The organism is Streptomyces sp. NPDC030814 (assembly GCF_055572155.1).
The window spans coordinates 89,418-110,330 of record NZ_JBVIDX010000014.1 but is presented as its reverse complement, the minus strand read 5'-3'; the positions used below and the strand labels follow the sequence as shown (position 1 = coordinate 110,330).

Below are 20,913 nucleotides of genomic sequence, written 5' to 3'. Positions count from 1 at the left end.
AATGGGTTCAGCGGTGCGTCCGGGAATGGATTCAGTGAATTTCAGCGCTGCGGCTCCGGTGACAACCCGGAGGCGATTCGGAGCCTAGCTCATTGTTACCTATACTCACAATGAACATGATCCTGATATTGTTCCCGCATGACCGCCCCCGATGCCGACGGCCTGCTCGCCGAGCAGTTGCTGCGGCTGACCCGCCGAGTGCACCGCATCCAGAAGCACCATCTTCTGCAGAGCGGGCTGGACATCACCCCCGCCCAGTCCCGGCTGTTGCGGACCCTCGCGCACTACGACGCGCCCCCACGCATGGCCGATCTCGCCGAGCGCCTGGAAGTAGTGCCCCGCGCCGTGACCACGCTGGTCGACGGGCTGGAGGCGAGCGGCCGGGTGCGCCGGGTGCCCGACCCCGCCAACCGGCGGGTCATCCGTATCGAGGTGACGGACGAGGGCCGCAAGGCCCTCGAAGAACTGCACCACGCGCGCCGGTCCGCCGCTGAGGAGATCCTTTCGCCACTGTCGGACGGCCAGCGGGATGTACTGGGCGGCCTCCTCGACACGCTGGTGGACGGAGCACCGAAGGCGGGGCCTTGCTGAGCCCTGGAGAATGGCGGCGCCGACGCGAGGCAGCGCTCGACGGTGGCGGTTCGGGCAGCCCCGCACACAGGCCAGGGGCCCGGCGCAGACGTGCGGCGCCGGGCCCCTGGTGTCGGTAGAGACGATCAACCGGCTCCGGAGGCAGGCTCCTTGACCTCGGCGGTCGGCTGAGCGGGGACCCCCTTCGCGGTGCTCACGGAAACGGACGACGGGGCGCCGCCCGGGGCGGTGGGGTTGGCGGCCGGGGCGTTGGAGCCGGCCGCGGCCGTGGCGTCGGGGGTAGCTGCCGGGGCGTCAGTGGCCTTGGGCCCGCCCTCCCCGTCCGCGTCCTCTTCCTCCACGAACTCGATATCGCCGTCCAGCATCTTCTTCGCCCGTACGGTGTCCAGCGCACCCTCCCACTTGGAGACGGCGAAGACGGCGACACAGTTGCCGAGCAGGTTGGTGGTGACGCGCATCGAGTCCATGATCCGGTCGACGCCGAGGAGCAGCGCGACGGCGCCGGCGGGGATCGCCCCGAGCGAGGCGGCGGTGGCCGACAGGGCGAGAAAGGCCGAACCGGGGATACCCGCCATCCCCTTGCTGGTCAGCATGAGGACCAGCAGGACCGTGATCTGCTGGCTGAGGCTGAGGTCCACGCCCACGGCCTGAGCGATGAACAGCGTGCCGACGGAGAGGTAGATGGACGCGCCGTCGAGGTTGAACGAGTAGCCGGTGGGCAGCACCAGACCCACCGCGTCATCCCGGGCACCCGCCTGCCGCAGCTTCTGCATCATGCGCGGCATGACGCTCTCACTGGAGGCGGTGCCCAGCGCGAGCAGCATCTCGGCGCGGGTGTAGCGGACGAATTTCCACAGGCTCAGGCCGGTCATCAGCTTCAGCGCGATGCCCAGCAGCACGAGGAAGACGGCGGCGACGGCGTAGCAGAGGATGATCAGCTTGGCGTAGGTCCTCATCACGCCGAGGCCGTACTCACCCACGAGGTGGACCATCGCGCCGAACACGGCGAGCGGGGCCAGTCGCATGACGAAGCCGACGATCGCGAAGATGACCTCTTGGGCCTGCTCGATGGCCGGCAGGATCTTGGGCACCTTGGTGTGACCGAGGTGCAGCAGCGCGGCGCCGGTGAGGCAGGCGAGCACGAGAACCTGGAGCAGCGCGTTCTCGGCGAACGCGCCGATCGCGCTCTGCGGCAGCGCGTTCAGGATGAACTCACCGGTCGTCGGCAGTTCACCGCCCGCCGTCTTGGCGTCCACCGCAGAGGTGTCGAGCTTCGAGGGGTCGACGTTCATGCCCGCGCCGGGGCCGAAGACGTTGGCGGCGATCAGTCCGATGAGCAGCGCGGCCGTGGACGCGACCTCGAACCAGATCAGCGCCTTGAGTCCGATCCGCCCGAAGGCCTTGAGATTGCCGGCCTTGGCGATGCCGACGACGACCACGCAGAACACCAGCGGTGAGATGACCGTCTTGATGAGCCGGATGAAACCGTCGCCGAGCGGCTGGAAGGTCGTGGCCGTGTCCGGCCACCACCTCCCCACGATGATTCCGAGCACAAGCGCCACACCGACTTGTGCGAACAGTGAGGTACGCAGCATGCGTGCGACGCGTCGCGGCAGGGACGGTACGGACTGCGGCACGGGCACTCCTCCGAGCAGGCTTTCTGGCATGCGGAAAGTTCTTTCCGCATCGATCACTATCGGGGAGGGGCCGCTCGCAGGGAAGACCGCTGTGTTTCCGTGAAGTAAATCGTCGAACAGACGCCACATCACGCGCATCTGACGTCAACAAGGCCATTTGATCCTCCGCCAGCACTCCCTTCGGCGCCGTGGGCCTGCCCGCGTAGAACGTCAGCGTGACCTTGACGTCGAGGATGCCGGTGCAGGTGTCGTCGGCGACGTTGCGATGAGCATCTCCGCGGGCTGCGTCGTCCGCAGGGTGTCGCTGCAGCGCGTGACGTCCTTCTCGGCGGACCACTCGATACCGTCGGGCGAGGGCTGCGGGGTGGAGGTGCGGAAGACCTCGACGCCGCCGATGCGCAGATGGCCGAGGCGGTCGTACTGGCGCCCCTTCACCTTGCCGGCGAGGCGCAGGACGGCCTTGCTCCAGCGCTTCGCGCAGCCGGCCGAGGGCGTACAGGTCCCCCGGTATACGGCGTGAAGTCCTTGAACTGCGCCTTCACGACCGTCACTTCGCAGGACTTCGCATGCTCGGGTCGGGTGACGGGCGGGGCGGCGGTGACGGGGGCGTGCCAGTCGCCTCCGAACTCGACCGGGACATCGGCCGGGAGAGCCGCCGCGGCGTGGGCCGTGGCGTGGGGCGGCGTGGGCCGCGGCACGTGCCGCAGCATCGGCCGATCCGGCCGGGGCGGCCCCTAGAAGAGTGCTCACCACGAGCCCCGGTGAGCATGGACATGATGATCCGGTTTCTCTGCGCGGAGCCCTACGGGCGGTACACGCTCCGCACGATGACGCCTCCGGCCACATGAGTGACCGGAGGCCTCCTGGATCTCAGGCCTTCAGTGCCGCCCTGTCCCCCATCACGATCACCGGGTGCGCGGCCGGGTCGAGGGTGCGCAGCAGGTACTCCATGCCCGACTTGGACAGACTGACGCAGGCCGACGTTCCGCTGCCGTGGTCCATGTGCAGCCAGATGCTGCCGCCCTTCGACTGGCCCTCGGGGCGTGTGGGGTCGATCGGCGAAGTGCCCTTGACGCGGTTGTAGTCGATGGCGATGACGTAGTCGAAGTCGTGCCAGTGCGACTTGGCCCAGTAGTGCGGCGCCTGGAACGACGGCGACTGGCTGTACGGCAACTTCGCCCCCGGATCGGCGAGGACACCGCCCGCGTCGCTGAGCGTGAACACACCTACCGGGCTGCGCTTGTCACCCTCATGATGGTCCGTCGTCCAGCCCTTCTTGCCGTTGTGTCCCAGCCAGGTCCTGGTCTCCTTCCAGACGGAACCGCTCTTCGCGTAGAGGACTATCTTCGAATCGGCGTCGTCCACGCCCTCGCCGTAGACGGCCACGACCTGACGGGATTCGGCGGGGATACGCTTCTGGAGCCGGTCGCCGACACCCGGGACACGGGTCGGATCGGCCTTCCGTGTCCCGGAATGCGCCGCCCGGTCGCCCGAGTCCGCGTCGCCCCGGCCTGCCTTGCCCGTGTCACCCGAACCACCACAGGCCACCAACGACACCACCAGCGCTCCGCAGACCGCCATCGCCGACCCGGCTCGCCTCACAACCTTGACCTCGCTCGCACCGCCGACCGTCCCACGCCTCGTGCCGCCTGTTCGCATGCGCTCCATCGTCGCACCGTGAGCCGACTCTCCGCGTCCACGCGCCTGCCCCGTCCGGCGTCACCCGGGCTGTCCAGGCCGAAACTTTGCCCGGCGGCGGAAAACCGTTTGCCTCCGACCACGCGGTGACGCGAACCTTTCACGGCTGGTCGCCGGGCCTCGCCGCCCCTTTCGCACCTTCATCCCCCCTCCTCTGACACGACCCACAGGGACGTCATGCAGATTCAAGACCTTCCGTACCAGGACCCCGGCGTGCCGGACGCACGTTCGGGTCCCCGATTCCTGTGGTGGCTGGGCCGCAACCAGCTCGGCGGACAGTTCAAGGCGTTGGCGTGGGGGCTGCTGCACTTCACGTCAGTGGCCGGACTGCCGTTCTGCGTCGGCGTCGCCATCGAGGCCGTCGTCGCCCGCTCCGGCTCCCGACTCGCCCTCTCCGGCGCGCTGCTGGCCCTGTGCGGCTTCACCATCGCGCTCGGCGACACCTTCCTGCACCGCTCCGCGGTCACCAACTGGATCACCGCCGCCGCACGGGTCCAGCAACTCCTGGCCCGCAAGACGGCCCAGCTGGGCTCCGCGCTGACCCGCAGGGTGGCGGCCGGCGAGGTCGTCGCCGTGTCCACCGGCGACGTCGAGAAGATCGGCTGGTTCGTCGAGGCCGTCTCCCGCTTCACCGCGGCGGCGCTCACCGTCGTGCTGGTCTGTGTGGCCCTGGTGGTCTACCAACCCGCGCTCGGCATCGTCGTCGCCGTAGGCGTGCCCGTCCTCGCGCTCGCCGTGCTGCCGCTGCTGCCCCGCGCGACCCGGCGCGCCGACTTCCAGCGCGAGAAGGCCGGGCGCGCCACCGAACTGGCCTCGGACACCGTCGCCGGCCTTCGTGTGCTGCGCGGCATCGGCGGCGAGGACCTCTTCCTCGACCGCTATCGCCGCGCCTCCCAGGAGGTCCGCCACGCCGCCGTCCGCAGCGCGCGTATGTGGGCCCTGATCTCCGGCATCCAGGTCCTGCTGCCGGGACTGCTGATGATCGCGGTCGTCTGGTACGGCGTGGGTCTCGCCCGCGACGGCCGGATCACCGTCGGCGAACTCGTCACCGTGTACAGCGCGGTGATGCTGCTCGGGTACCCGCTCAGACACTTCGAAGAGATCGCCATGGCGTACTCCTTCTCCCGTCCCTCGGCCAAACGGGCCGCCGGAGTGCTGTCCCTGGAGCGGGCCACCGCCACCGAGGGGTCACGGGAAGCGGCCCTACCGTCCGGAGACATGTACGACCCGGCGACCGGACTGCTCGCCCCCGCCGGACGTCTCACCGCGGTGGTGTGCGGCGACCCGGACGCGGCCGGTCGGCTCGCGGAGCGGCTCGGCGGGCACGCGCCCGAAGAGGGAACATCGGTGCTCCTGGCCGGTGTCCCCCTCGACGAGCTGCCGCTCGACTCCGCCCGCACGGCCGTGCTCGTCCAGGACAAGGATCCAGTACTGCTCTCCGGCACCCTCCGCGACCTGCTCGACGTACCCGCCTCCGGCCAGGTCACGGCCGAGGAGGCGCTGGCAGCCGCCCAGTGCGGTGACGTACTGGACGCGCTGGCGCAGGGGTCCTTGGACGCCGAGGACCCGCTGGACGCCCGCATCACCGAGCGCGGCCGGTCCCTGTCCGGGGGCCAGCGCCAACGGCTGGCCCTGGCGCGTTCCCTGATCGCGGACCCCGAGGTGCTGGTCCTCGACGAGCCGACCTCCGCCGTCGACTCCCACACCGAGGCGAGGATCGCGGACGGCATCCGGTCCCTCCGGGCGGGCCGCACGACGGTGGTCCTCACCTCCTCACCACTCCTTCTCGACCTCGCCGAACGCGTGGTGCTGGTACACGAGGGCGAGGTCGCGGCGGTGGGCGTGCACCGCGAACTCGTGCACAAGGAGCCGCGGTACAGGGCCGTCGTCACCCGTGAGACGGACGAGGAGGCCGCCGCGGACGCCGCGTGGAAGGACCGCGCCGCGCGGCGCGCGGACGCGGTGCCGAAAGAACGCAGGTCCGCGCTCAGCGACGTGCTGGACGAACTGGAAGAGATCGAGGAGACCGCATGATCGGCGTGGCGCCACCGGCGTACGACCCGGCTGCCCCGACCACGGCGAACACCCTGCCCGTCGGCGCCCCCGCGACCGTCCGCGCCTACGTGGCCGAACTGTTCCGCCGTCACCGCCGGGCCTTCGCCCTGCTGATCGCCGTCAACACCGTCGCCGTCGTGGCCTCGATGGCGGGCCCCTACCTGCTGGGCGGGCTCGTCGAGCGGGTATCCGACGGAGCACGCGAACTGCATCTGGAGCTCACCGCCGGGGTGTTCGTCGTCGCCCTCGTCGTCCAGGCGGTGTTCGTACGGGAGGTGCGGCTGCGCGGGGCCATGCTGGGCGAGCGGATGCTGGCCGATCTGCGCGAGGACTTCCTCGTGCGGTCGGTCGGTCTGCCGCCGGGTGTCCTGGAGCGGGCCGGAACCGGTGACCTGCTGTCCCGGATCACCACCGACATCGACCGCCTCGCCAACGCGATGCGGGAGGCCGTACCGCAGTTGGCCATCGGCGTCGTGTGGGTGGCCCTGCTGCTCGGCGGACTGGCCGTGACGGCGCCCCCGCTGGCGCTCGCCGTCCTGCTGGCCCTGCCCCTGCTGGTGGCGGGCTGCCGCTGGTACTTCAAGCGGGCGCCCTCCGCCTACCGATCGGAGTCCGCCGGGTACGCGGCCGTCGCCGCCGTCCTCGCGGAGACCGTCGACGCCGGACGCACCGTCGAGGCCCACCGCCTCGGCGCGCGCCGCATCGAGCTGTCCAACCAGCGCATCCGCGAATGGACCGCATGGGAGCGTTACACCCTCTGGCTGCGCTCGGTGCTCTTCCCGGTCATCAACTTCACCCACACCATGGTCCTCGGCGCCGTGCTGATCGTCGGCGGTGTGTTCGTGCTGCAGGGCTGGATCGGGCTGGGCCAGCTGACGACGGGCGCCCTCATCGCCCAGATGCTCGTCGAGCCGGTGAACCTCATCCTGCGCTGGTACGACGAGCTGCAGGTGGCCGAGGTATCGCTGGCCCGGCTGGTCGGCGTACGGGACATCGAACCGGCCGCCGGCAACCCGGACGTGGCCCCCGACGGTCGCCATGTCCGCGCCGAGCAGGTGCGCTTCGGGTACCGCGAGGGCGTCGACGTGCTGCGCAAGGTGACCCTGGACGTGGCGCCCGGCACCCGGCTGGCCCTGGTCGGTCCGTCCGGAGCGGGCAAGTCGACCCTGGGCCGGCTCCTCGCCGGTATCTACGCGCCCCGCGACGGCCGGATCACCCTCGGCGGTGCCGAGCTGTCCCGGATGCCCGCCGAGGACGTCCGCTCGCATGTGGCCCTCGTCAACCAGGAGCACCACGTCTTCGTCGGCTCCCTGCGCGACAACCTGCGACTCGCCCGCACCCACGCCGAGGACGCCGAGCTGTGGGCGGCGCTCGGCGCGGTCGACGCCGACTCCTGGGCGCGGGCACTCGAGGACGGGCTGGACACCGAGGTCGGCTCCGGCGGGCTCGCGCTCACCCCGGCTCAGGCCCAGCAGATCGCCCTGGCCCGGCTGGTCCTCGCCGACCCGCACACCCTGGTCCTGGACGAGGCGACTTCGCTCCTCGACCCGCGTGCGGCCCGTCATCTGGAACGCTCCCTCGCCCGTGTCCTCGACGGCCGCACCGTCGTGGCCATCGCCCACCGCCTGCACACAGCCCACGACGCCGACGTCATCGCCGTCGTCGAGAACGGCCGCATCAGCGAGCTGGGCAGCCATGATCAGCTCGTCGCGGCGGACGGCGCGTATGCCGCGCTGTGGCGGTCGTGGCACGGCTGAGCGGGGTCCTGTACCGCTTCGGAAGCCAAGAGGCCCGTCGTCATCGGCGGGCCTCTTCGGCTGTCGGCCCACCGCCGGCGCGTCGGACACGGCCGAGTCTCCCGTGACGTCACTGGTCGGTGACGCCACACGGCTGCTGTCCGGCCATGACACGGGCGTGCCGACCGGTGTCGAGGGGCCGTGTGCGTCCAGGGCCGGTCCCCTGACGTTGCGTGGTGCCGACGGCGAGTGGAACTCTGGTGGTGGGCACTGATTCGGGGGACGCCCGTGAGCCGCCCGGTTCGCGGGGGTCGGACCGCTGCCCAGCGGTTCGCGCGCCCACCGTCGCCGTACGGTGGCACCGGGCCCGTCCCACCACTGGAGGTACCCGTGGACAGAGCCGGCGGATGGGGAGACGACGTCTACCAGCCAGACGGATCGGAGATCCAGGACGACGCCGGGCTGCTGGACGCCGAGGACACCCTGGTCGCCGACGGTGTAGACGACCCGCTCGACCGGGGCTGGTCGCCACCGGAGCGGCCATGGGCGGTGGAGCACACCGGTGTGACCGCCGCGGAGCGGCTTCGCGGCGAGACCCTGGACCAGCGGCTGGCCGAGGAGCTGCCGGATGTCGCTTCCCCCGACGGGGACGGCATCGGCGACGCCCAGGACACCGATGGTGAGCCGTGGGACAACGAGGTGGGAGGCCTTCGCTCCGGCCGCCTCGTGGCTCCCGACGAGGGTGCGCACGAGGACGAGGAGAGCGGGCTGATCGCCACCGACGTGGGCATCGACGGTGCTGCCGCCTCCGCCGAGGAGGCCGCGATGCACATCGTGGACGAGGACTCGGTGGCGGGCTGACCCTGGCCGGCCGGTCGCCCGCGGTGTCAGATGACGTTCAGGGCTGCGGCCGCTCCCACGCCCCCGAGCACCATGAACACCGGCATGAGCACCCGCAGCTCGACCCAGCTGCCGGCCCGGAACCGCATCGCCTTGGGCGGACCGACCGGGTACCAGCGCTTGCGGCCCACCGGTATCGGCCAGAGGATCGGGCAACCCGAGACAGTCAGCGAATCGCCGATGTCGTGCACCAGCGCGCCCAGCAGGATCGGCAGGCCGAGCCACAGATACTCCTGGCCCGGCTCGGTGAACAGCCAGTCCGCCCCGTTGCCCGGCTTGTCCAGGACACCGGCGATGATCCAGGCGCTGGTCGCCGCCAGCAGCCACACCAGCACGTCGCTGCTCGACCCCCGGGCCGCCCGCCACAGCAGCCCTTCGATCGCCAGCACCATGTGCACGAAAAGGATCGCCAGCACCGCCCAGCGGCCCCCCATGATCGCCGTGGCGGAGGCTCCAGCGCCGAGCAGCACCGCCCACAGCCAGGTGTGGGTGAGCGTGCGGTGCCCGCCGGAGCGGCGTGGGTCGCCCTGCTTCTTCGTCGCCTTGTAGACGGCGTACGAGAGCTTGTCGACGATCTCGCACACCCAGCGGGAGAGCGGGCCGAAGGAACGGGAGATCGTGGCCGCCTTGTGGTCCAGGTCCGGGGCGAGCGCGGCGCCCGCGCAGATCAGCGCACCGGCCAGGAGAACCGGCCAGGGCATGGTGTGCCCCGTTGCGGCTGCCGCCGCCCCTACGCCCAGCCAGGCCGCGGCCCCGGACAGTGAGTGTGCTGGTCCCATCATGGCCGTGCCCCGTCCCATTCCTTCTGTGACGCTGTCCCGTTGCCCCGGGCCGCTGTCCAGTTGTCCACGTGCGTCGACGCTCCGTCGGCGCCACAGCGTAGCGTTCGCGATCTTCGGCCGGGAATCCGATTCCCGCCTTGGGGGCGCGGACAGGCAAGATGGGGGCGTGACCCTCATCGATCAGTTGCCGCGGACCGCCGACCCCGACGCCCTCTACGAAGCCTTCGAGTCGTGGGCCGTGGAACGCGGTCTCACCCTCTACCCCCACCAGGAGGAGGCGCTCATCGAGGTGGTCTCCGGCGCGAACGTGATCGTGTCGACGCCCACCGGCTCCGGCAAGAGCATGATCGCGGCGGGCGCGCACTTCGCCGCTCTGGCCCGCGACGAGGTCACCTTCTACACCGCCCCGATCAAGGCGCTGGTCTCGGAGAAGTTCTTCGAACTGTGCAAGATCTTCGGCACCGAGAACGTCGGTATGCTCACCGGCGACGCGTCCGTGAACGCCGACGCCCCCGTCATCTGCTGCACCGCCGAGGTCCTGGCGTCCATCGCTCTGCGCGACGGCAAGGACGCCGATGTCGGCCAGGTCGTCATGGACGAGTTCCACTTCTACGCGGAGGCCGACCGCGGCTGGGCCTGGCAGATCCCCATTCTGGAGCTGCCGCAGGCCCAGTTCATCCTGATGTCGGCGACCCTCGGCGACGTCTCGATGTTCGAGAAGGACCTCACCCGGCGCACCGGTCGTCCCACCTCCGTGGTCCGCTCGGCCACGCGCCCGGTGCCACTGTCGTACGACTACGTCCTGACACCGCTGACGGAGACGCTCACGGAGCTGCTCGCCACCAAGCAGGCACCCGTCTACATCGTGCACTTCACCCAGGCGCAGGCCGTGGAGCGGGCGCAGGCGTTGATGAGCATCAACATGTGCACGCGGGAGGAGAAGGACCAGATCGCCGAGCTGATCGGCAATTTCCGGTTCACCACCAAGTTCGGCCGCAACCTGTCCCGTTACGTCCGGCACGGTATCGGTGTGCACCATGCCGGCATGCTGCCGAAGTACCGGCGTCTGGTGGAGAAGCTGGCCCAGGCCGGTCTGCTGAAGGTCATCTGCGGCACGGACACGCTCGGCGTGGGTGTCAACGTCCCCATCCGGACGGTGCTGTTCACCGCGCTGACGAAGTACGACGGCAACCGGGTGCGGACGCTGCGCGCCCGTGAGTTCCACCAGATCGCGGGGCGCGCCGGACGGGCGGGCTTCGACACGGCCGGCTACGTGGTGGCGCAGGCGCCCGAGCATGTCATCGAGAACGAGAAGGCGCTCGCCAAGGCGGGCGACGATCCGAAGAAGCGCCGCAAGGTGGTCCGCAAGAAGGCGCCCGAGGGATTCGTCGGCTGGACGGAGAACACCTTCGAGAAGCTCATCGCCTCCGAGCCGGAACCGCTCACGTCCCGTTTCCGGGTGACGCACACGATGCTGCTGTCGGTGATCGCCCGTCCGGGCAACGCCTTCGAGGCGATGCGTCGGCTGCTGGAGGACAACCACGAGCCGCGCAAGCAGCAGCTGCGGCACATCCGGCGGGCGATCGCCATCTACCGTTCGCTCCTCGACGGCGGCATCGTCGAGAAGCTCGACGAGCCGGACGCCCAGGGCCGCATCGTCCGTCTGACGGTCGACCTCCAGCAGGACTTCGCGCTCAACCAGCCGCTGTCCACCTTCGCGCTGGCCGCGTTCGAACTGCTCGACCCGGAGTCGCCGTCGTACGCGCTGGACATGGTCTCCGTGGTGGAGTCGACGCTCGACGACCCGCGGCAGATCCTCGTGGCCCAGCAGAACAAGGCGCGCGGTGAGGCTGTGGCGGCGATGAAGGCGGACGGCGTCGAGTACGAGGAGCGCATGGAGCGGCTCCAGGACGTCACCTACCCCAAGCCGCTGGAGGAGCTGCTCTTCCACGCGTACAACACGTACCGCAAGAGTCACCCGTGGGTCGGCGACCACCCGCTGTCCCCGAAGTCGGTGATCCGGGACATGTACGAACGGGCGCTCTCCTTCACGGAGTTGGTGTCCTTCTACGAGCTGGCCCGCACCGAGGGCATCGTGCTGCGCTACCTGGCCGGCGCCTACAAGACCCTCGACCACACCGTCCCCGACGACCTGAAGTCGGACGACCTGGAGGATCTGATCGCCTGGCTCGGCGAGATGGTCCGCCAGGTCGACTCCAGCCTTCTCGACGAGTGGGAGCAGCTCGCCAACCCCGAGGAGATGACGGCAGAGGAGGCTCAGGAGAGGGCCGACCAGGTCAAGCCGGTCACCTCCAACGCGCGTGCCTTCCGCGTCCTCGTCCGCAATGCCATGTTCCGTCGCGTCGAGCTGGCCGCCCTCGACCAGGTCGACGAGCTGGGCGAGCTGGATGCCGAGTCCGGCTGGGACGCCCAGCGGTGGGGTGAGGCCATGGACAAGTACTGGGACGAGTACGACGAGCTCGGCACCGGCCCCGACGCCCGCGGTCCTCGGCTGCTGATGATCGAGGAGGAACCGCAGAACGGGCTGTGGCGCGTCCGTCAGACCTTCGCCGACCCGAACGGCGACCATGACTGGGGCATCAGCGCGGAGGTCGATCTCGCGGCCTCCGATGCCGAGGGACGTGCCGTCGTCAAGGTCACCGACGTCGGTCAGCTGTGAGCACCGGAGAGGTTTGCAGATGACGACCAACCCCGCCGAGAGGCTCGTCGACCTCCTGGACCTGGAGCGGATCGAGGTCAACATCTTCCGCGGTCGCAGCCCGCAGGAGTCCCTGCAGCGGGTCTTCGGCGGCCAGGTGGCCGGCCAGGCGCTGGTCGCCGCCGGACGTACCACCGAGGGTGACCGGCCCGTGCACTCGTTGCACGCGTACTTTCTGCGTCCGGGGCGTCCGGGGGTGCCGATCGTGTACCAGGTCGAGCGGGTCCGCGACGGGCGGTCGTTCACCACACGTCGGGTCACCGCCGTGCAGCAGGGCCGCACGATCTTCAATCTGACCGCCTCCTTTCACAAGCCTGAAGAGGGGAGCTTCGAGCACCAGTTGCCGCCGGTCCGCAAGGTGCCGGACCCCGAGTCGCTGCCGACGCTGGCGCAGGAGATCACGGATCATCTGGGCGCGCTGCCCGAGCAGTTGCAGCGCATGGCGCGGCGTCAGCCCTTCGACATCCGGTATGTCGACCGGTTGCGTTGGACCCACGAGGAGGTCGAGAACGCGGAGCCGCGCAGCGCGGTGTGGATGCGGGCCGTCGGCCCGTTGGGGGACGACCCGCTCGTCCACACCTGCGCGCTGACATACGCCAGCGACATGACCCTCCTGGACGCGGTCCGCATCCCCGTCGAGCCGTTGTGGGGACCGCGTGGCTTCGACATGGCGTCGCTGGACCACGCCATGTGGTTCCATCGGCCGTTCCGGGCGGACGAGTGGTTCCTCTACGACCAGGAGTCGCCCATCGCGGTGGGCGGACGTGGTCTGGCCCGAGGCCGTATCTACGACCTGGAGGGGCGTCTGCTCGTGTCCGTCGTCCAGGAAGGGCTGTTCCGCAAGCTCGGTTCCTGACGCATCCGTCGGCCGGCGGCAGTCGCCGGTCCCACCACGCCCGGCCGATGCGTCAGGGATGGCTGCGCATCAGCCAGCCGAGCAGGCCGTGTCGCTTCTCGGATGCCGGAACCGGCTTCTTGGGGCGTTTCCCGGGACGCCGCACGTTCCTCGCCGGGCGCGGGGCCGGTTCCTTCCGGCGGGGCCTCGGCGCGAGGAGATGCGCCCGGGCCTCGACGAGAGCCTGCCGGAGGTCAGCCCGCAGCCACTCGATCTCGTCTGGGTCGTCCGCCGTCATGATCGTGGCGGCGAGCCGCGCGGCCGGTGAGTCGGGCGGGCCCTGGTCGGGGCGTACAGGTCGGTGCCGGTTGAGATAGGCGCGCTCGTAGGGATCCCGGACGATCTCCGCGACCAGGACGGGGGCGAGGAGAGAGGCCGGCGCGGCAGCGCGGGCCCAGGGGTCGTCTGCCTGCCGCAGCAGGAATCCGAGATGACGTCCTCGCCAGTTCCTGGGCCGCAGGTCGAGACCCGTGTCCAGCCGGGCCCTCAGCTCTTCCGGGAGACGGCCCGTCAGCCACTGGGCGTTGTTCTCGTCGGCCGCGAACCGCCTCAGTTCTTCCGCCAGATAGAGCCAGACCACGGCACGGTAGCGGTTCAGATGGAACTTGACGGGTGTGACGAGCCCCAGTCGTGCGAGGCGCACGAAGCGCGTCGGAGCCACCTCCAGGATCGCGGCGGCGTCCCTGGAGCCCACGGCTTCGACCCTCGCCCGCAGTGTCTTCGGGAAGCCCTCCTCGGCACGGAGCCGGTCGATCTCGCTGCGGGCGACTCGGCGTCCTCCGCCTCCCTCGTCGACGACGGTTCGTACGCATCCGAGGTGTACGGCGAGGTCGAGTTCGCCCCGTTTCAGGCTCAGTTCGCGTGCGGCACGGCTCTGGGTGACGGGCCGGTCGGCCGCCCCGACAGGTGCTGGGGCTACGGTCGCCGTGGTGGGTGTGGCAGGTTGCGTGATGGTGGTGCCGGACATGGCGGTTCTCCCCCGTGGTGCTGCCGCGGCGCTCGTTCGCGTCGCCTCGGGAAAACCGTAGCCCGTTCACGGAAAGTCGTGGCGGGCCTGTGGATAACTTTGATCAGGCTACTGAACCCGCAGGTCAGAGGTCTCTCGCCGCGGAGGGTTCGGGGTGTCGGGCGTCGACGCCGAGGTGTTCGCCGACACGGTTCACCATCAGGGCCATCTCATAGGCGATCTGGCCGATGTCCGCTTCCGCGGCGCTGAGCACGCACAGACAACTGCCCGCGCCGGCCGCGGTGATGAACAGCATGGCGTCGTCGAACTCGATCATCGTCTGCCGTACGTCACCGGCTCCGAAGTGGCGTCCCGAGCCCTTGGCGAGGCTGTACAGACCCGAGGAGACGGCGGCGAGGTGCTCGGCGTCCTCGCGCCTCAGCCCGGTACTGACCGCCGTGACCAGCCCGTCACTGGACAGCACCAGTGCGTGTCGTACGGGTTCCACGCGCTCGGTCAAGTCGTCCAGTAACCAACCGAGTCCCGCGTTCTGCGGCATTTTTCCTACTCCCCGTTTTCGTCGTTCCCCCCTTGCGGGGAGGATCCGACGGTTCAGCCTTCCCCACTGCTGCCGCCGGAGCAAGCAGGATGGGTACATGGCAAAGAAGATGACCGACAAGGAATGGCGGGCCTTCGTCTCACACGGAACTCGCACCGGGAAACTGGCGACCTCACGTGCCGACGGACGTCCTCACGTCACCCCCATCTGGTTCTTGTTGCACGGTGACGAGGTGCTCTTCAACACCGGCAAGGAAAGTGTCAAGGGACGGAATCTGGCCAGGGACGGCCGCGTGGCGCTCTGCGTGGACTCCGATGTGCCACCGTACGCATTCGTGGTGCTGGAAGGCCGGGCCGAACTCTCCGAGAACCTCGACGAGGTGCGCCACTGGGCCGCCCGCATAGGCGCTCGCTACATGGGCGAGGACCGGGCCGAGGAGTTCGGCGATCGCAACGGCGTGCCGGGCGAACTGCTCGTGCGGGTGCACATCGACAAGGTCCTCGCGTACTCCGGCGTCTCCGACTGACACCTTTACCCGTCGTCCCCCTCTGGCACCGAACCGACCGTGGGTGTCAGCTCACGGAGTCGAGCAGTCGGGCGGTGTGCATCCGTCCGGCGTACTCGACGAGGCATATCAGTACGTCCTTCCCGGAATCGCGGTCCCGCGCGTCGCAGAGCACCACGGGCGTGCCCTGGTCGAGATCGAGAGCACGCGACACGTCGTCGGTGCCGTAGGCGCCGGCTCCGGAGAAGCAGTTGACGGCGACCACGAACGGGATGTGACGGTGCTCGAAGTAGTCCACCGCCGGGAAGCAGTCCTGGAGTCGTCTCGTGTCGGCAAGGACGACGGCCCCCAACGCGCCCTGGGCCAACTCGTCCCACAAGAACCAGAACCTGTCCTGTCCCGGGGTGCCGAACAGATAGAGCGAGAGTCCGGACCGAATGGTGATACGGCCGAAGTCCATGGCCACAGTGGTGGTCACCTTCTGATCCACTCCGCCGGTGTCGTCCACCGACTGGCCGACCTCGCTCAGGAGTTCCTCGGTGCGCAGGGGCTTGATCTCGCTGACCGCACCCACCAGGGTGGTCTTGCCCACGCCGAAGCCACCGGCGACGAGGATCTTCAGTGCCAGGGCGCCCGTGTCGCCGTCTGTCGTGTCGGAGTGCTCGGAAGCCATCGATCACTTCTCTCGGGAGTGCGGGCAAGGTCGCCCTCAGTACTGCTGTGCGGAGTCAGCATCATGACAACTTGCGTTGCACAGCGGGGTGTTGGACCGGATTTTCATGGCATCGACCGACTCGTGCGCGTTCGGTGCCCGGTTGGGTGCACAAGTTCGTACGGGACGGACCCGCGGCGTCGCCCCTCCACACACTTCGCACTTTTGTTCACTACAGGGCCCTCAGCCCGTCGATCACCTCGCGCAGAATTCGCTCGTCCGGCAGCTGTGCGGGCGGCACCGGCCGGCTGACCGTGAGGTGTCCCAGTTCCAGGAGGTCGCCGAGGAGCACGCGCACCACGCCGACCGGCAGGTCCGCGCCCGCGGCGAGTTCGGCGACCGACTGCGTCTCGGTGCGGCACAGGTCGATCAGCGCGCGGTGCTCGGGACCGAGCGAGGTGTCGTCACCGACGTCGGGTGCGCCGATATGGAGGGACACCAGGGCGATCAGATCACAGCGCAATCCGCCGGTACCGGGCTCAGTGCGTCCGCCGGTCATCGCGTAGGGGCGGACGAGGGGCCCGGCCTCGCGGTCGTACCACTGGCTGCCCGGCGGCTCGTGCGGGGCGCCCGCGCTGTCCTCGGTCATGAGCACGGCTCGTTTCCGCTCATCCGGCGACGGGTGGGCGTGCGCCGGCGCGAGGGGGTGTGTAGAGGTGCTCGCCCACGCGTTTCACCAGCCGCGCCATCTCGTACGCCACGAGCCCGATGTCAGCGGTCACGGCCGTGAGCACCGCCAGGCATGAGCCGTCTCCGGCAGCCGCCACGAAAAGGAACCCGTCGTCCATCTCCACCATGGTCTGGCGCACTCCCCCGGTGCCGAAGTGACGGCCGGCCCCTTTGGCAAGGCTGTGGAAGCCTGAGGCGACGGCGGCGAGATGCTCGGCGTCCTCGCGTGCGAGGTCGGTCGACGCGCCGACGGCGAGTCCGTCGTTGGACAGCACCACGGCGTGTCGTACCTCATGCACACGCAGTACCAAGTCGTCCAGCAACCAGTCGAGTTCGCTGGTACGCCCCGTGGCCCTGGTGGTCGGGTCCTGGATCATGCGCGGTCTCCTTCGCTGCTGTCGCTGCCCGTCGCGGGGGGATGGGTGACGCCTCGTCCGGGTGCCCTGCCGCCGCCTCGCGCCCAGCCGTCGCGGAAGGCAGCCATGCGGTCCCTTACGAGTTCGGGGGTGGGGTCCTCATACACCCCGTGGTTCGGCACCGGGGCCTGTCCACCGCCGTGCCGGTCGCGCAGCTGGGGGGCGAGGTGCGCCTGCCGGACACGGCGCGGCAGTCCGTCGGTGTGGTCCGGTTCCTGCGGCGGCCGGAGCTGCCGCAGGGCGGTGACACCGCGAGGGGACGGCTCGGGCGTGTCACCTGCCGTGGCGTCCCCGGGGGAGGCCACGGGAGCCATCAGTGCCCGCCGGTCGACGGACTGCTCGACGGGGCCTTGATGCCGACCGGTGTGCGCGCGCGTGTGCTCACGACCGTCGGGCTGCCGCTGGGCGTCGGCAGTGGCTCCGGGGGAACGTTCCGTCATGCCGCTGTCGAGGAGAGCGGTCGGAAGGAGCACCACCGCGGTGGTGCCGCCGTAGGGAGAGGTCCTCAGGTGGACCTTGATGCCGTGCCGGGAGGCGAGTCGGCTCACCACGAACAGACCGAGACGGTCACTGTCGAAGAGGTCGAGGGCTTCCGACTGCTCGATCCTGCGGTTGGCCTGGGTCAGGGTCTCCTTGCCCATGCCGAGTCCGCGGTCCTCGACCTCGACGGCGTATCCGTTGCCGACCGGTTCCCCGGTGATCCGCACGCGTGTGTGCGGTGGTGAGAACTGGGCGGCGTTCTCGACGAGTTCCGCCAGGAGGTGCGTGAGGTCGGCGACGGCGGCGCCGACGATCCGCACCTCGGGGAGTTGCCGTACCTCCACGCGCGTGTAGTCCTCGATCTCGGAGACGGCGGCGCGGACGACGTCCGTCAGGGAGACCGGCATGCGCCAGGCACGGCCGGGAGCGGCCCCGGAGAGGATGATCAGGCTCTCCGCGTGGCGCCGCATGCGGGTGGTGAGGTGGTCGAGCCGGAAGAGGTCGCTGAGCTCGTCGGGGTCCTCGGACCTGCGTTCCATGCTGTCGAGGAGGCTCAACTGGCGGTGGACGAGGACCTGACTGCGGCGCGCGAGATTGACGAAGACCCCCGAGATGCCGCTGGCCAGTTCGGCGCGCTCGACCGCCGCGTGAAGGGCGGCCCGGTGCACGGTGCCCAGAGCCTCGGCGACCTGTCCGGTCTCGTCCTCGGCGGCGGGCCCCGGCGGGGCCTCGGCTTCGACGTCGATCTCCTCCCCGGCCCGCAGTCTCCGCATGGCGTGGGGCAGTTTGCGACGGGCGATCTCCAGGGCATCGTTGCGCAGGCTCACCAACTCGATGACGAGGCCGCGCCCGATGCGTACGGAGATCACGAGCGACGCGGCGACGGCGGCGAGGCCGAGGAGTACCGCGGCTCCGGCAGGGGTGAGCAGGGCTCGTGCGAACGGGTCGGCCCGGTCGGCGACGTCGCGTCTCGCGTCGGCCTCGATGTTCCGCATACCGTCCCGCACACGCGCGTGTGCGGTCCGCCAGGCACCCTCCGGTGCGGCGGTGAGCGCGTTGGTACCAGGGCGTCCCGCGAGCACCTTGCCCTCGACGGCGCTCAGACGGGTGTGGGCGTCGCCCTCGGCGAGTTCGTCCCAGGCCCTGCGTTCCGGGCCGCGCAGGTCCGCGGCGGCGGCTTCGGTCAGAGTGCGGCGGGTGCCCACGGCCCCGGTGAAAAGGTGCAGTTGCTCGCCGTCGAGGGTGCCGGAGAGCCGTGCGCCGGCCAGCAGCGCGTCCTCCTGGGCAAGGGCCTCGGCCGCTCGGGAGAACTCGAGCAGCACGCGCGCGTCGGAGCCCGCTTCGGCGTCCTGGATGCTGCTGAGCGCGCCGCCGACCTCGAAGGCCGTGGAGATGGTCGTGGTGTACCGCTGGTAGGTCTCGGCCCAGCCGCTGCGGTGGTCCAGGACCGAGGTGCGCAGTGATCGCAGGTGCTCGGCGTCCGAGACGAAGAGCGCGAGACGCTCGGCGACTCCCGCGGACAGGTCGGTACCGTCGGCGACGGTGTGCCGGTCGCCCAGACGCAGTTGCGCGACCGCGCGGTCGGAGTCCTGGGAGAGCGTCTTCAGGGCACTTCCCCGTGCGTCGGAAGGCCTCGTGGCATACCGCACGGCGGCGGCGCGCTCGGCCTGGAGCGCGGCGACGGCATCGGCGACCGGGTCCCGAACGGAGGCGTCGACGCGCTGGAGCTGCCGTAGCCGGGCGACGTCCTGGGCGGTGGTGACAGTGGCGTACGCCCACAGGGCAAGCAGGGAGACGACGGGCACCATCAGCAGGCAGACGATCTTGGCTCGGACGGTGCGGGGGCGTATGTGCGGCCGCCCGGTGCGTCTGGGCGGGCCGGTCGTGGGGGCTCCGGTCTCGTCGGGGTCGAAGCTCTCGTCGGCCGGGGGGCCGGCGTGGGCGCGGCGGCCTCGTACCGCGGGCCGGGGCGGCGTCTCGGCGCCCGTGGTCGAGGTTCTGTCGGGTGTACGCATGGCCTCCTCGCTCAAAGTGGTTTGGGCGTGCCTTCGTGCCGCCGAGGTGCGCGAGCTAGTGGGCGGCGGCGCTCCCGACCGGCTGCTGGGCCGACGCGGAGGCCTCCCGTTCCCCGGTCGTCGGCGACAGCGCGACGAAGGCCGAGGTGAGGAAGAGATAGGACCCGAGGCCGACGGCGAGGGGGAAGATGAACTGCATCGCCGTGGCCCCGGGCAGGTTTGCGCCGGAGGGAGTGACCTCCACGCGCACCGCCCACATGGCGGTGTAGTGCATGCTGCTCACCGCGCCACCCATGACCAGGGAGGCGACGGTGACCGCGAGGGGCGACCTGGTGTTCAGCGCCGCCCACAGGGCGGCGGTCGCCGCGACGACGGCGATCACCACGGAGAGCGCGACGAGCGCCGGGTCGTAGGTCACCTCGCCGTGCATCCGTACCGCCGCCATGCCCAGGTAGTGCATGCTCGCGACGCCCAGCCCGGTGGTGAGGCCACCGAGGAGCAGCGCCCGGCCGCGGTCCTTGCTGTAGCCGACGGCGAAGACTCCGCCGCAGACGACGGCCATGGCGACGAGCAGGCTCAGGATGGTCAACGGCACGTCGTAGCGGATCTCGGTGCCGCTGACACCGAAGCCGAGCATGGCCACGAAGTGCATGGTCCAGATGCCGGTCCCGATGGCGGACGCCGCGGTGACGAGCCAGTTGCGGCGGGACCTGCCGGTGGCGCCCAGCGCACGGACGGTGCAGCGCAGTCCGAGTGCCGCGCCCGTGCAGGCCATCGCGTACGACAGCGCGGGCGTCAGCCAGCCGAAGACGGCGTGGTCCAGGTGTCCCATGGCTCCGGGACGCTAGTGGGAGCACGGGTGCACGAAGGGGGCGCATTGCGAAAGGTGGTGGAATGTGACGCATATGTGCGTCGGAACGATCGCCTCACGCTCGAACCTGCGCGCCGTGCCCGCTCACCCGGTGGTGGGAGATCATGCGGAACATGAGCGACGACCACACACACGTCCAGGAGTTCTTCACGGCACGGGCAGCCGACTGGGACACCCGGTTCCCCGACGACGGGCCCGCCTACGCCGCCGCGGTCACCGAACTCGGGCTGCGGCCGGGTGACCGTGTGCTCGACGCGGGCTGCGGCACGGGGCGGGCCCTGACGCCGTTGCGGGCCGCCGTGGGCCACTCAGGGGTGGTCCTCGGAGCCGATCTGACGCCGGCGATGCTGGAGGCCGCCGTACGTGCCGGACGGCACCGCGACGGGCAGCTGCTGCTCGCGGATGTGGCGGCGCTGCCGTTGCGCACGGAGTCCCTGGACGCGGTGTTCGCTGCCGGGCTCATCGCACATCTGCCGGACCCCGCCGGGAATCTCCGGGAACTCGCACGGGTGGTCCGACCCGGCGGCACGCTGGCACTCTTCCACCCGATCGGCAGGGCGGCGCTCGCGGCGCGCCACGGGCGGCAGCTCACCCCGGACGATCTCCGGGCGGAGGCGAACCTCGACCCGCTGCTGGCCGGTTCGGGCTGGCGCATGACGTCGTACATCGACGAGGACAGCCGATTCCTCACCCTCGCCGTGCGCGCCGACTGACCCTTGGAAAACCT

18 protein-coding genes and 1 pseudogene are annotated in these 20,913 nt (G+C 70.2%); 8 read left to right on the top strand and 11 right to left on the bottom strand.

Annotation, left to right across the window (positions count from 1 at the left end; all coding sequences use genetic code 11):
• Positions 1-138: 138 nt before the first annotated feature.
• Positions 139-591: a MarR family winged helix-turn-helix transcriptional regulator gene (locus tag ACZ43N_RS27160; protein ID WP_468101093.1), complete on the top strand. Its 453-nt coding sequence runs from the start codon at positions 139-141 to the stop codon at positions 589-591.
• Between the two features lie 125 nt (positions 592-716).
• On the opposite strand, the gene ACZ43N_RS27155 is transcribed toward ACZ43N_RS27160, so the two are convergent.
• From ACZ43N_RS27155 to ACZ43N_RS27145, 3 genes and pseudogenes are all read right to left on the bottom strand, one after another.
• The gene (locus ACZ43N_RS27155; RefSeq protein WP_468101091.1) at positions 717-2,228 is read right to left on the bottom strand and encodes a cation:dicarboxylate symporter family transporter; all 1,512 of its coding nucleotides are present in this window, start codon (positions 2,226-2,228) and stop codon (positions 717-719) included.
• Between the two features lie 139 nt (positions 2,229-2,367).
• Positions 2,368-2,938 (bottom strand): annotated as a pseudogene (locus ACZ43N_RS27150) (peptide-N4-asparagine amidase); the annotation flags it as partial.
• Between the two features lie 160 nt (positions 2,939-3,098).
• Positions 3,099-3,809 carry a hypothetical protein gene (locus tag ACZ43N_RS27145; RefSeq protein ID WP_468101218.1) on the bottom strand — a complete coding sequence of 237 codons (711 nt, stop codon included), beginning with the start codon at positions 3,807-3,809 and terminating at the stop codon, positions 3,099-3,101.
• Between the two features lie 294 nt (positions 3,810-4,103).
• Here ACZ43N_RS27145 and ACZ43N_RS27140 point away from each other — a divergent pair, with 294 nt between their 5' ends.
• The 3 genes from ACZ43N_RS27140 to ACZ43N_RS27130 all read left to right on the top strand — a co-directional run bounded on the left by ACZ43N_RS27140 (position 4,104) and on the right by ACZ43N_RS27130 (position 8,578).
• Positions 4,104-5,960, top strand: coding sequence for an ABC transporter transmembrane domain-containing protein (locus ACZ43N_RS27140; protein ID WP_468101090.1), 1,857 nt, complete (start codon positions 4,104-4,106; stop codon positions 5,958-5,960).
• Positions 5,957-7,738 (top strand): ABC transporter ATP-binding protein, encoded by a 1,782-nt coding sequence (locus tag ACZ43N_RS27135; protein ID WP_468101088.1) that lies wholly within the window; start codon positions 5,957-5,959, stop codon positions 7,736-7,738. Before ACZ43N_RS27140 ends, ACZ43N_RS27135 begins: the two co-directional genes overlap by 4 nt.
• A 369-nt stretch (positions 7,739-8,107) precedes the next feature.
• Positions 8,108-8,578: a DUF5709 domain-containing protein gene (locus ACZ43N_RS27130; protein WP_468101087.1), complete on the top strand. Its 471-nt coding sequence runs from the start codon at positions 8,108-8,110 to the stop codon at positions 8,576-8,578.
• 26 nt (positions 8,579-8,604) lie between these two features.
• Here the strand turns inward: ACZ43N_RS27130 and ACZ43N_RS27125 are convergent, their stop codons facing one another.
• Positions 8,605-9,399, bottom strand: a complete 795-nt coding sequence (locus ACZ43N_RS27125) for a metal-dependent hydrolase (protein WP_468101086.1) — start codon at positions 9,397-9,399, stop codon at positions 8,605-8,607.
• A 166-nt stretch (positions 9,400-9,565) separates the two neighbouring features.
• Between ACZ43N_RS27125 and ACZ43N_RS27120 the strand changes: the two genes are divergently transcribed.
• Positions 9,566-12,079, top strand: a complete 2,514-nt coding sequence (locus tag ACZ43N_RS27120; protein ID WP_468101084.1) for a DEAD/DEAH box helicase — start codon at positions 9,566-9,568, stop codon at positions 12,077-12,079.
• Between the two features lie 19 nt (positions 12,080-12,098).
• Positions 12,099-12,974 carry an acyl-CoA thioesterase gene (locus ACZ43N_RS27115; protein ID WP_468101082.1) on the top strand — a complete coding sequence of 292 codons (876 nt, stop codon included), beginning with the start codon at positions 12,099-12,101 and terminating at the stop codon, positions 12,972-12,974.
• 52 nt (positions 12,975-13,026) lie between these two features.
• Here the strand turns inward: ACZ43N_RS27115 and ACZ43N_RS27110 are convergent, their stop codons facing one another.
• Together ACZ43N_RS27110 and ACZ43N_RS27105 are read right to left on the bottom strand one after the other, a co-directional pair.
• Positions 13,027-13,980: a DUF6397 family protein gene (locus ACZ43N_RS27110; RefSeq protein ID WP_468101080.1), complete on the bottom strand. Its 954-nt coding sequence runs from the start codon at positions 13,978-13,980 to the stop codon at positions 13,027-13,029.
• Positions 13,981-14,104: 124 nt separating this feature from the next.
• Positions 14,105-14,518 carry a roadblock/LC7 domain-containing protein gene (locus ACZ43N_RS27105; protein WP_468101078.1) on the bottom strand — a complete coding sequence of 138 codons (414 nt, stop codon included), beginning with the start codon at positions 14,516-14,518 and terminating at the stop codon, positions 14,105-14,107.
• A gap of 97 nt (positions 14,519-14,615) precedes the next feature.
• Between ACZ43N_RS27105 and ACZ43N_RS27100 the strand changes: the two genes are divergently transcribed.
• Positions 14,616-15,044, top strand: coding sequence for a PPOX class F420-dependent oxidoreductase (locus tag ACZ43N_RS27100; protein ID WP_468101076.1), 429 nt, complete (start codon positions 14,616-14,618; stop codon positions 15,042-15,044).
• 46 nt (positions 15,045-15,090) lie between these two features.
• Here the strand turns inward: ACZ43N_RS27100 and ACZ43N_RS27095 are convergent, their stop codons facing one another.
• From ACZ43N_RS27095 to ACZ43N_RS27075, 5 genes are all read right to left on the bottom strand, one after another.
• Complete coding sequence (locus tag ACZ43N_RS27095; RefSeq protein WP_468101075.1) at positions 15,091-15,696, bottom strand: GTP-binding protein; 606 nt, start codon at positions 15,694-15,696, stop codon at positions 15,091-15,093.
• 211 nt (positions 15,697-15,907) lie between these two features.
• The gene (locus tag ACZ43N_RS27090; RefSeq protein ID WP_468101074.1) at positions 15,908-16,324 is read right to left on the bottom strand and encodes a DUF742 domain-containing protein; all 417 of its coding nucleotides are present in this window, start codon (positions 16,322-16,324) and stop codon (positions 15,908-15,910) included.
• 19 nt (positions 16,325-16,343) lie between these two features.
• On the bottom strand, positions 16,344-16,781 hold the full coding sequence (locus ACZ43N_RS27085; protein ID WP_468101073.1) for a roadblock/LC7 domain-containing protein: 438 nt from the start codon (positions 16,779-16,781) through the stop codon (positions 16,344-16,346).
• The gene (locus ACZ43N_RS27080) at positions 16,778-19,315 is read right to left on the bottom strand and encodes a sensor histidine kinase (protein ID WP_468101071.1); all 2,538 of its coding nucleotides are present in this window, start codon (positions 19,313-19,315) and stop codon (positions 16,778-16,780) included. Before ACZ43N_RS27080 ends, ACZ43N_RS27085 begins: the two co-directional genes overlap by 4 nt.
• Before the next feature lie 55 nt (positions 19,316-19,370).
• Positions 19,371-20,147: an MHYT domain-containing protein gene (locus ACZ43N_RS27075; protein WP_468101069.1), complete on the bottom strand. Its 777-nt coding sequence runs from the start codon at positions 20,145-20,147 to the stop codon at positions 19,371-19,373.
• 152 nt (positions 20,148-20,299) lie between these two features.
• Here ACZ43N_RS27075 and ACZ43N_RS27070 point away from each other — a divergent pair, with 152 nt between their 5' ends.
• A complete protein-coding gene (locus tag ACZ43N_RS27070) occupies positions 20,300-20,899 on the top strand; it encodes a class I SAM-dependent methyltransferase (RefSeq protein ID WP_468101068.1) in 600 nt (199 codons plus the stop codon).
• The last annotated feature ends 14 nt before the right edge of the window (positions 20,900-20,913 follow it).

Excerpts from the sequence above, each read along its gene's own strand:
- ACZ43N_RS27160 (WP_468101093.1), top strand. The coding sequence starts at position 139 with ATGACCGCCCCCGATGCCGACGGCCTGCTCGCCGAGCAGTTGCTGCGG.
- ACZ43N_RS27145 (WP_468101218.1), bottom strand. The coding sequence starts at position 3,809 with ATGGCGGTCTGCGGAGCGCTGGTGGTGTCGTTGGTGGCCTGTGGTGGT.
- ACZ43N_RS27140 (WP_468101090.1), top strand. The coding sequence starts at position 4,104 with ATGCAGATTCAAGACCTTCCGTACCAGGACCCCGGCGTGCCGGACGCA.
- ACZ43N_RS27135 (WP_468101088.1), top strand. The coding sequence starts at position 5,957 with ATGATCGGCGTGGCGCCACCGGCGTACGACCCGGCTGCCCCGACCACG.
- ACZ43N_RS27125 (WP_468101086.1), bottom strand. The coding sequence starts at position 9,399 with ATGATGGGACCAGCACACTCACTGTCCGGGGCCGCGGCCTGGCTGGGC.
- ACZ43N_RS27115 (WP_468101082.1), top strand. The coding sequence starts at position 12,099 with ATGACGACCAACCCCGCCGAGAGGCTCGTCGACCTCCTGGACCTGGAG.
- ACZ43N_RS27110 (WP_468101080.1), bottom strand. The coding sequence starts at position 13,980 with ATGTCCGGCACCACCATCACGCAACCTGCCACACCCACCACGGCGACC.
- ACZ43N_RS27105 (WP_468101078.1), bottom strand. The coding sequence starts at position 14,518 with ATGCCGCAGAACGCGGGACTCGGTTGGTTACTGGACGACTTGACCGAG.
- ACZ43N_RS27100 (WP_468101076.1), top strand. The coding sequence starts at position 14,616 with ATGGCAAAGAAGATGACCGACAAGGAATGGCGGGCCTTCGTCTCACAC.
- ACZ43N_RS27095 (WP_468101075.1), bottom strand. The coding sequence starts at position 15,696 with ATGGCTTCCGAGCACTCCGACACGACAGACGGCGACACGGGCGCCCTG.
- ACZ43N_RS27090 (WP_468101074.1), bottom strand. The coding sequence starts at position 16,324 with ATGACCGAGGACAGCGCGGGCGCCCCGCACGAGCCGCCGGGCAGCCAG.
- ACZ43N_RS27085 (WP_468101073.1), bottom strand. The coding sequence starts at position 16,781 with ATGATCCAGGACCCGACCACCAGGGCCACGGGGCGTACCAGCGAACTC.
- ACZ43N_RS27080 (WP_468101071.1), bottom strand. The coding sequence starts at position 19,315 with ATGCGTACACCCGACAGAACCTCGACCACGGGCGCCGAGACGCCGCCC.
- ACZ43N_RS27075 (WP_468101069.1), bottom strand. The coding sequence starts at position 20,147 with ATGGGACACCTGGACCACGCCGTCTTCGGCTGGCTGACGCCCGCGCTG.
- ACZ43N_RS27070 (WP_468101068.1), top strand. The coding sequence starts at position 20,300 with ATGAGCGACGACCACACACACGTCCAGGAGTTCTTCACGGCACGGGCA.